Source organism: Streptomyces sp. NPDC079020 (assembly GCF_044542225.1).
GTDB lineage: Bacteria > Actinomycetota > Actinomycetes > Streptomycetales > Streptomycetaceae > Streptomyces.
Genome location: NZ_JBITUB010000014.1, coordinates 208219 through 218246 on the forward strand (window position 1 = coordinate 208219; position 10028 = coordinate 218246).

Annotated in this window: 7 protein-coding genes; 5 read left to right on the top strand and 2 right to left on the bottom strand. The window is 67.9% G+C overall.

Annotated features, from left to right (window positions below):
* Positions 1 to 66: 66 nt before the first annotated feature.
* A complete protein-coding gene (locus tag ACIGJO_RS27340) occupies positions 67 to 426 on the top strand; it encodes a hypothetical protein (protein ID WP_399962448.1) in 360 nt (119 codons plus the stop codon).
* A 1068-nt stretch (positions 427 to 1494) separates the two neighbouring features.
* Here the strand turns inward: ACIGJO_RS27340 and ACIGJO_RS27345 are convergent.
* Complete coding sequence (locus ACIGJO_RS27345) at positions 1495 to 2583, bottom strand: HEAT repeat domain-containing protein (RefSeq protein WP_399962450.1); 1089 nt, start codon at positions 2581 to 2583, stop codon at positions 1495 to 1497.
* Between the two features lie 857 nt (positions 2584 to 3440).
* On the opposite strand from ACIGJO_RS27345, the gene ACIGJO_RS27350 reads away from it, so the two are divergent.
* The 4 genes from ACIGJO_RS27350 (at position 3441) to ACIGJO_RS27365 (ending at position 9875) form a co-directional block, all read left to right on the top strand.
* The gene (locus ACIGJO_RS27350; protein WP_399962452.1) at positions 3441 to 5249 is read left to right on the top strand and encodes a CocE/NonD family hydrolase C-terminal non-catalytic domain-containing protein; all 1809 of its coding nucleotides are present in this window, start codon (positions 3441 to 3443) and stop codon (positions 5247 to 5249) included.
* A gap of 456 nt (positions 5250 to 5705) precedes the next feature.
* Positions 5706 to 6335, top strand: coding sequence for a hypothetical protein (locus ACIGJO_RS27355; RefSeq protein WP_399962454.1), 630 nt, complete (start codon positions 5706 to 5708; stop codon positions 6333 to 6335).
* A 655-nt stretch (positions 6336 to 6990) separates the two neighbouring features.
* The gene (locus ACIGJO_RS27360) at positions 6991 to 8010 is read left to right on the top strand and encodes a carbon-nitrogen hydrolase family protein (protein ID WP_399962456.1); all 1020 of its coding nucleotides are present in this window, start codon (positions 6991 to 6993) and stop codon (positions 8008 to 8010) included.
* A gap of 1229 nt (positions 8011 to 9239) precedes the next feature.
* Positions 9240 to 9875 carry a phosphatidylinositol-specific phospholipase C domain-containing protein gene (locus ACIGJO_RS27365; RefSeq protein WP_399962458.1) on the top strand — a complete coding sequence of 212 codons (636 nt, stop codon included), beginning with the start codon at positions 9240 to 9242 and terminating at the stop codon, positions 9873 to 9875.
* On the opposite strand, the gene ACIGJO_RS27370 is transcribed toward ACIGJO_RS27365, so the two are convergent.
* On the bottom strand, positions 9876 to 10019 hold the full coding sequence (locus ACIGJO_RS27370) for a hypothetical protein (protein WP_399962474.1): 144 nt from the start codon (positions 10017 to 10019) through the stop codon (positions 9876 to 9878).
* Positions 10020 to 10028: the final 9 nt, after the last annotated feature.

Consider the following 10028-nt stretch of genomic DNA (forward strand, 5'->3'; position numbering starts at 1 on the left):
CTGTGTCGTTGGCTCTCAGTGCCGCGTCCAGGAGAAAGCGGACCCGCAGACTGTAAGGAAACCCTCGTGAAGAGAATCAAGTCGTGGACAGCGATCGCACTTCCTGTCCTGGTCGCCTCGGCCGCCCTCACCGCTGCCCCGTCTGCCACCGCAGCACCCGCCCACACCCTCACCCCGTTCGGTGAGGTGACCACGCAGGCTTACAGCTGCAAACCGGACGGGAGGGCCGGGGTGACGAATGCCCGTACCCCGGTCCACACAGGCCCCTCCGGCAATGCTCCCGTCACCCAGTACCTCCCTGCTGGGCGGACGGTCCACAAGTACCTTGAGTGCATCAGCGCCGCAGGGAACATCTGGTACGAAATCACCGGCAAGCTCGACGAAGGTCCCACCAACGGCAGGTTCATCTACAGCGGCTACCTCTAAGCCGGACACGCTTGCGGTCGGCCGGCAGGAGAGGAGTCCCGGCCGACTCTGGTGACGTCCGCTGCAGAAGCACATGTCAGGTCATGCTGGTGCGCCATTTGAGGCGGGCACTGGCGACCGTGACACGGAGGTTCTCAACCTCCCGGCGGGGCCGGGCTCATAGGTGGCTCTGGGCGACGTCGTAGCGGTGACCGCCGTCACGACGTCGACTGCCTCTCTCGCTCAAGCCGCGCCGGCTCAGCGGTTCCGTTCGGGGAACGGTCACAGTGACCGTTCCCCGAACGGGTCACGTATCCCGTACAACTCCCCGCACGACCTGACCCACTTCACCGACATCGCCCCGGGCCGAACACCGCCCACGGCTGCACCGAGCGCCCCGGCCGGGCCGTCACCGTGCCGGTCCCGGCGGGCGCGACCCCGTGGTCGTGGATCAACCTCCGAAACTGCACCGCCGAACCGCCGGCCTCGGTCGTGCGAGGATGGCCAGACCGCCGCTGCTCAGGGCCTCCGCGCTTGTCCGTCCGGCCGTTGCCCAGGCCTGCGGGCCAGCACACTGAGCCCCGGCGGCTGCCCCACGCGAACAAACACCTGTCAGAGCCGTCTCCCTACGTGCCGCAGGGCACGGGGCTGCAGCGAGTGTCTGCGGGCGGCATTGTCCCTGGTGAAGCACATGTTCCGGGAGCCGGCGACGGACAGCGACTTCTGGTTCTGCAACCGGTGGATCACCGACTCCACACCGGTACCGTGCGGCATGTCACGCCCAACCGTCCAGGAGGCCAACCTGGCTGGGCTGGGCTGGGCTGGGCTGGGCAGAGCAGGGCTGGGCTGGCTACAGCTACGGCGCCTCGCATTCCCGGTTCTTCTGGAGCCTGCGTCTGTACCCAGCGTGCCCCGACCTGATTGCCGATCCTGTGGGCACCGGCCAAGCAGAGGATCGGCGAGGCCAAAGTTCTCGCCGCGATGCTGGGTGACGACCGATCTCGTTACCCAACGCGTCCTTGCGTTGGCCGCCGGGATCCGGCACAACAACGGAACCGGCGCACCGGCCCCCGTCACGATCGCGTTTGATCACTGAGGCCGAGGGCCGGGAGGGGAGTCGGGCAGGGTTCTCGGCAGGTCGGTCGCGACCAGTTCGGCAGCGCGAGTGGGGCTGCCGTCCGCGCGTTTGAGCAGTGCTTCTATGTCGTAACCCGATGGCCCGAAGGCGACGTCGACGCCGAGGGAGCGGCCCCAGCCGAACCGTTCCATCGAGACGGCGGCGTTCAGGTCGGGGCGGAGCCGGTGGAGTGTGGAGACCAGCTCCCAGGCCCAGGCGTCCAGGCGGGCCCGCCGCGCCGGGTTGCAGGCGTTCACGGCGTCGGTGACCCAGTCGCCGCCGGGCTCGTACTCCAGGAGTGCCGGCAGTGGCTCGGGGACGCCTGTGTTCTGTGCCGCGCTGAACGTGAGGACGTGTGAGCCCTCGGGGTTGCCGAGCAGTTCGGCCAGGAGAGGGACGGCGCGCGGGTCGTGCCGACAGGCCAGTGCGCGGATTGCTTCCGTACGGGTCTCGGCGTGCTCGTCGGTCGTCCGCTCCCAGAGCGCGGCCCGGATCGCGTGGCTGTCCACCTCGGCCTGGACGCCGAGGGTGAACGTCGCCCAGTCGCGGACGCGCGGATGCGGGTCCTGGGTCAGCCTGATGAGGGTGTGGATGTCCGGTCCGTCCGGCAGGCCGGTGAGGACCTGCGCGAACGAGCGGGCCACTTCCTCGCGGACCTCGGCGCCGGAATGCCCGGCGAGGGTGACGAGGACGGGGACGGCGCGTGGGTCGTACGTCATTCCGATCGCGCGCGCCAGCGACTGCAGCACGCGGTCCTGCGTCTCCCGCTGTGCGAGGGCGACCAGCGCGGAGGCCGCCCCGGCGCGGACTGCCTCGTGCTGACTGCTGGTGTCGCGCAGCAGGTCGCAGCCCGCCTCTCGCTCGATCGGATCGGCCGAACCGATCAGCTCCAGGCCGAATGGCAGCGCCGCCGTCCCGTCGGCGCCCGCCCGCCACAACAGCGGTGCGTACTCGTGCCAGGCGTCCCGGTCGTCCGGGTCCTCCGAGTCGTCCGGGTCGGTGGCGGCGCGCAATGCCGCCAGTGCCTGCGTGACCAGTTCCGCCACGGTGTCCGTTTCCATGCGGGCATTCTGGTGTGCGAACCGCGAGTGCGCGCGGGAATTGTCGGCCGGCCCGAGCTTCCGGTCCACCTGCGCCGTCGGCAACGCCGGACGTCCCCGACCACCAGGGGCGACGGGAAGACCTCTCGTCGCGCTTCGCGTGCACGGTGCGTTTATGCCGACGCTTGGGCGCCGCACTGCGGGGGAGGCTCTGCATTGCCACGTGCTGCGGTGAGTGAAGACTGTCGTGGTGGGCGACGTGTACAGGCGGTCCGAGAGACGTCAGGTGGGGACAGTTCGCCGATGTCGGAGCACAGTGCGTCGGGCGTGGTCGGCGGGCAGCTCGTACGTCACGTCCAGCCGCTTCCGCACGAAAGTGGTCACACCGTAGCGGCGGTCGTCCCCCGGTTCGGGGGAAGCGCTCACAGGGCTTCCACTGTGGTGCTCGCGTCCATGCCGAAGGGCTCGGCCGACGCCTCCACCTTCACGGGGACAGCGGCGGTGACCCCGTCGTGGTCCGGATGCCCGTTGGCATGAACCTGTCGGAGCCGGACATCGAGCGTGCGAGATTTGCTGCGGAAACCGAGGCGACCGGGAACTGGGGCGGAGGAGAACGTCGCGTCGATAACGTGGCGTTGTCCCCACCGCACGGCCCCAGGTCGCCCCAGCGCGGACTGCGAAACCCATTCAGCGGAGACCCAGCCCCTCGGTGCCTCGCCGCAGATCCGGAGTCGGGCAGAGAAATCGCCGGGAAGAAGGCGATTTTGATATGTATTCACTCGATCGAGTGACAGCTGATGCCGTGTCATCTAAGTCCGCCTCCTCGGAACATGATGCGCCTGGGCGGCGCCGTCGGCCGTATGGAGAGGGTGGTTCTTATGACTACTGGTGGTGGAGAGGCGATCCCGTCGATCACCGACGCGACACTCGCCGATGTCGTGACCAATGGCATCTGGGACGGTGCGGGCCTCAACCCCAGCCCGGCGGTCCTCGCCGTCGCGCGGACCCTGCTCGCGGCGCTCCAGGGCGAGACGGTCGGCGAGCTCCCGGAGGAGCTGGCCGGGGAGATGGCCGACGTCCGACGACGGGCCACCGTCGGCCTTCCCCGTATCCAGTCGGGTGAGATCAGCCTGTCGGCCTTATCGATCAAGCTGAACGACGGGGCGCCGCACCCGGTCGTGATCGTGCCGGCGGGCTGGAGTCCGTACGGCTGGCTGCCGTTCATGTACTCCTACATCTCGCTGGCGCTGCGCGGCTACCACGTGCTGGCCTACACACCCCGGGGCCTCGGCACCCCGGGGTGGCTGTCCACGTCCGACGGCTTCGTCGACGTCGCCGGGCCCAACGACTGGGCCGACGGGTCGAAGGTGATCGACTACGCGCAGGATCTGTTCGCCCCCACCCGGGTGGGCTTCCTCGGGGAGTCCTACGGCTCCGGGATCAGTCAGCTGGTCGCCGCGCACGACCCGGAGCACCGCGTGGACGCCGTGGTCGCACTGAGCACCTGGGGGAACCTGGCCACCAGCCTGTACGACAACGGCACCCGGCACCTCAAGGCGGCCAGGCTGCTGATGGAGTACACCGGCGGTGAGCCGCAGGAGAAGTTCGACCCGGAGACCTATCAGCTCTTCGACGGCTTCCTGAACGGTGCGGACCCCGAGGACGTGGTGGCCTGGGGTACCGAGCGGTCCCCGGAGACGTACGTGGACCTCACCAACGAGCATGGCATCCCCACCTTCATCTCCAACACCTGGCACGAGAGCCTGTTCCCGGCCCGCTCGATGGTCGAGACGTTCGCCCGTCTCACGGTGCCGAAGCGGCTGAACATGTGGATCGGTGACCACGGCGCGCCCGAGGGCGCGGGCCTGGTCGGGCTGCCGGTCGGTGTGCCTTTCCCCGGGCTGCGGACGCCGATGCAGGAGGCGTACGCCTGGCTGGACCACCACCTGCTCGGCGTCGCGAACGGCGTTGAGACAGCGCCGGAGGTGAACAACCAGGTCATGTTCACCTATGGGACGGCACCGGTCCTCGGCGGCAGCAACCGGATCACCGTCCCGGCACGGCGTGAACCGTGCCTGTCGTGGGGCGAAGTCACCAGCCACAGCGAGGCCTGGTACCTCACCGGCACCGGCGGCACCGGCGACGGCGCCCTCACCGAGAAGCCGACGCCCGGCTGGACGCGGGACTTCACCGCCGGTGGCCTGACCACCGCCACCGCGATGGACGACATCATGAAGACCGGGCAGAAGGAGTGGTTCGGCAACCCCAAGGGCTACGAGCCGGCCAAGTTCGAGCGGTCGCAGCTGCTGGTCTGGTCAACGGAGCCGCTGAACGGGCAGGACGGTGTGGCCCGGCGCATCCGCGGTACCACGACGGTGCGGTTGGCCGTCCGCAGCACGGCCGAGGCGGCCACCCTGGTGGCCTACCTGTTCGACATCGCCCCGGACGGTACCGCGCAGATCATCACGCATGAGCCGTTCACCGCGTCGGACCTGACTCCGGATGTGGAACGCGCCGTCGAATGGCAGCTGCAGCCCGCCGCCTACGACCTACTGGCCGACCACCGCCTCGCGCTGGTCGTGAACAGCCGTGATCAGCTGTACGGGTTCACCGGTACGGATGGCAGCACCACCACCATCTCCTCGCCGAGCGACGGCGAAGCCCGCCTGTACCTGCCGCTCGGCTGAGCGACGGGCTTGGACAGCCCTCAGGATCGGACGGCCCGCCGAGGTGCTGCGGTGGGCCGTTGGCGTTGAGGGGGAGGAGCGGGAGAGCCCGTCCCACCCGCACCCCGTCCGTGGTCCCCCTGGTGGGCGGCAGCAATGCCACGGGCGGCGGTGCTGGGGGCACCGGTGGCGCTGCACCACAGCCCCCCGCACTGCTCACCACACCCCCCCCGCACACTGCACCACAGCCCCGCGCCGCAGCCCCTCCCGCCGGCTGACCGGCCACCACCGACAACCGTGGAACCGGGGCCCGGACATGCCGCTGCGCTGGGGTTGGTGCACTCCAACGCCATTTCATGGAACCGAAGTTGCTGAGACGGAACCCGGACATTCACGAGATCATTTGAGGATCGACTCGGCCCTAGAGTCATCGGCGTCAGCAGGAAACACCGCGACCGACAGCCGTTGGAGATCATCATGCGTTCGCGTCTCGCCGCCCGTTCCGCCCGTCTCGTCCTGGCCGCCACCGCCGTGACGGCCCTCGCCGCCACCGCCACTGCCTGTGGCACCGAAAGCGATGGCGCCGCAGGCTCTGCGGCCCTCACCTCCGCCGGCGGTTCCGCTTCCGGCGGCTCCGACTCCGACGCCGGCGACTCCTCGGTCAAGACCGCCTCCGACGACGGCGGGAAGAGCGGCTACGGGCAGTCCTGCGGCACCAACGACCTGGACTTCACGGTCACCTGGGAGGCCCAGCCCGTCAGCTACTACCTCGTCACCGCCAAGGCCAAGTCCGGCATCACCTGTTACCTGGACGTCAACACCCCCAGTGTCTCCTTCGGCTCCAACGCGGACGGCGTCGCCTCCCCCGTCGGACAGGGCGGCGAGGACCCCATCAAGCTCACCGGCTCCGCCGTCGCGTACGTCGGCATCAACCCCAAGACCACGGAGGGCGACGGCGGCACACAGTTCGGGAACGTCATCATCGCCACCACCGAGGACGACCCCAACCCCGCCGAGCTCGAACTCCCCGACATGGCCACCGTGGACAAGCCCATCGTCACCAACTGGTCCACCAACCCCTCCGAGACCATCCCCGTCATCGTCTGACGGGTGAGTCCGTGAAGCGTTGAGCGGTCGCGTCCTCCCATTGGTTCATCCTGGCGCGCGTATTGAGTCCAGTGAGGTGCGGAGCGTGCCGGGAGGGTGCCCCGGACGACGCTGAGGCCGATGCAGGGGTGGCGGTGTGCTCGACGAAGTGTGTGCGGTGGCGGGCGTCCACCTGGACCTCGCGGATGATGGAGTGGGCGGGACTACCTGGTCGAGGAGGGGTGGCCTGCGGCGGCGTCCTCAGCGCCCGGCCGCGGTGCCCAGGAACGTGAGTAGCAGGCCGAGGATGCCGGTGCATGCTGTTCCGCTTGCGGCCCACTATCCTCGTGCGGCAGGCAGCGTCAGTGCACCCAGCGGGGTCCACATAGGGGATCACTCGCCCCGTGAAGGGTGAGACGTTCAGGCCCGGCGGAACGCGGTCACAGCGGTAGGGCGTGCGTCACGCCGGTCTCAGCCGCCGGCTCTCATGCCAGGAAGTGGCGAATGTTGGCATCTCCTGTCCGAACTGGTCAGCATAGGCACGTGTTGCTCTGAACGATGGCAGGCTCCTTCGTGGCCGGCTCATTCATTCATCCGCATCCGGACCGTGCGCCCCGGACACCGCTCGACTGCCTGTGCCTGCCGGTGCGCTCCATTTTCTGAGGAGGACTCCGACATGCCATCTTCCGCTTCCACGCAACGAACTGTCGCTGCGGTGCACGCCGCTCCGGTGTTCATGGACACCGAGGCAACCGTCGGCAAGGTCATCCGCTTCATCGAACAGGCCGGCCGGGAAGGCATCGACCTGCTGGTGTTTCCCGAGACCTTCGTGCCCGGATACCCGTACTGGATCGAGGCCTACGCCCCGCTGGACCAGCAGGGCGCCAACGCCGCCTACGCCGAGGCGTCCATCGAGGTGCCCGGTCCGCAGATCGTCCGGGTTCAGGCCGCTTGTCACCGTGCCGGGGTCGGCGCCGTTCTCGGCGTCAGCGAACGGCTCGCGGGGACCCGTACGTGTTTCAACAGCCAGGTCTTCATCGAACCCGACGGCACCCTTCTCGGGGTTCACCGCAAGCTCCAGCCCACCTACGCCGAACGGATCGTGTGGGCTCAGGGCGGCGGCGCCACCCTCAGCGTCTTCGACAGCGCTCTGGGCCGGATCGGTGGTCTGGCCTGCTGGGAACACACCATGAACCTGGCCCGCCAGTCCCTGATCACCCAGGGCGAGCAGATCCACGCAGCAGCGTGGCCCGGTCTGTCCACCATGACCGGCTTCGAGAACGTCGCCGACATCCAGATCGACGCCATGATGAAGACTCACGCACTCACGGCACAGGTGTTCGTCATCTCCGCCGGCAACCCGGTGGACGAGACGTGCCTGCAGTGGATGGAGTCCACTGTCGGACCACAGGAGCACATCACTGCGGGCGGCGGCTGGTCGGCTGTGATTCACCCCTTCAACCAGTACCTCGCCGGACCGCACACCGGCCTTGAGGAGAAGCTCGTCACCGCTGTCATCGACCTCGCGGACATCAACGCCGTCAAGGTCTGGGTCGACTCCCGCGGCCACTACGCGCGACCGGAGATCCTCGGCCTGCGGGTCGACCGACGCCCGCTCTGGCATGACGAAGGACACCGCGAATGGCCTGCCCCTCCGAGCGACGGCACCGCTGTCCCGGCGGCCGAAACGGGCTGAGCGGACGGCTTCGGTTCCCGTTGCGTCGGACACCGGATCAGTTCCGCTCGTAGCGTTGGGTCCGTGTCCGCAGGGGAAGTTGAGCGCCCCAGGTCCCCACCCCGCGTTTCCCCGCCGTCCTGCCCAGCGCTGGACGGCGTGTGCGGTGCCGTGCCTGCGGGTCCGCCGGTTGCCCTTTGCGCGGACACCTCATTCGGGGCGGAAGGGCTTCGTCCGAACAGGCACGTTGTCCGAACAGGTACGTCGTCCGAACAGGTACGTCGTCCGAACAGGTACGTCGTCCGAACAGGTACGTCGAGCGAATCGCCGTCATGCATGACGGACGAGCGGCCGCGTGCGGCCTTGGCCGAGGTGGGGCTCGCTTTGGCCGGCCGCGCCTGGGAGCCCGTCCTGCGGACGTCTTCGGCATCCCGTCAGCCGCAGTACGGTACTTCGGCCGTACTTACGGCCGCCTACCGCTGCACGCGCGAGGCCATCGATGTCCCCGCATCTCTCACTCCGACCCTGGCCGAAGCGACGAAGCTCCCTCCGACGCCGGCCGAAGCGATGAAGGCCATCCGTACGAAGGCGTTCGTGAACCCGTCGATCAGTCGTTCGTCCGCAGAGTTCGTCGGCGCCCGTCTCGAACAGCTCCACGGTCCCGGTCCCGGTCACGTTGTCACTGGTCGTCGGCGCATCTTCCGTGATCGGGAGTCACACCGAACGTTGTACGGGCCCCCGCCCCGCCGTGCTGCCACGCCGAAGGTCTCATGATCCGAGACCGCGTCCTGCCGCGCTTGGCTCCGTGGTGTGGATGCGATACAACGGGCCTCGCTGACGAGTGATCATCGCAACCCTCATTGCGGATGATGCAACAGGGTCATTCTGTTACCGGGGCACAGAAGAGCGTGACGTCTCGTCGGCTTTCATCCAGGGGGTGGGTGAACGACTGCTGGTGGAGGCTGTCGCGGAGCGTCGCACAGTGCCCTCCGTCCGAGGGGCGGATGCCACTCCATGCCCTGGCCCGGCCCGTCATGGCCCAGTGATGGAGCCGTGAAATTCCGGCCGGTGGCGGTCCGCGGATGCGTATCTCCTCGCTGAGGGATTTCACTGAATCAGCAGCAGTCCGGTTCATCTCCTCCGAATTCGTAGATCCCGCGCGGAACATTCTTGGCGCAATTCTGTGCCCCTTCGCCTCACTGTCGTAGCGAAAGGCTCGAAATGCGCGAATACCCTTTAGGAGATCCCGAGTGAGACATCATTCTGTGGCGAGAGCCGGGTGGCGCAGGATTGCCGCCCTGTTTGCCACGTTCATAGTCATGGTCGGAATCCTCGCCGCCCTGAGTCCCGGAACGGCGTGGGCGCTGGAGGACGACACGGACAACCCGGCATATCGGTCGCTGGGCAGGGCGAACAATCCTGACTGGATGCGGGGCGTCGGTGACAACACCCCGCTCGGCTGGATGTCCGTGCCCGGAACTCACGAGTCGCTGTCGATCCGCGGCGGCGACAGCACGTATACGCAACAGAACGGCGGCGCGAGCGGCGGGACCCTTGCTGCTCAACTCCAGGCAGGTATCAGGTCCATCGACATCCGTGTTCGGGTCATCGGTGGCAGTTTCACGATCCACCACGGTGTTGTGTACCAGGACGCGAACTTCGCCGATGTCCTCAGGGTGCTGGGTGACTTCCTGTCAGCGCATCCCAGCGAGACGGTCATGATGCATCTGCGGGCCGAATGCGACAACAGCAGCAACGCCATCACGGACTGCAATGACGAACCGGACAGTACAACCGACCAGGGCCGCGTCGACACCTTCCGCAAGTACCTCACCGATGACCCGAACGCCCAGTATGAGGTTCCCCCGTCACTCGGGAGTCGCTGATCAGCTGATCAGGACGGGTTGGCGGGCGTTCAGGTTCGCTTGTTTGGCTGTCGCCTGTTCGGCGTAGTGCCTTTCCTCGAACTCGATCGGGCTGAGGAAGCCGAGCCGTTCCTGGATGCGGCGGGAGTTGTAGAAGCCGTCGATGTACTCGAA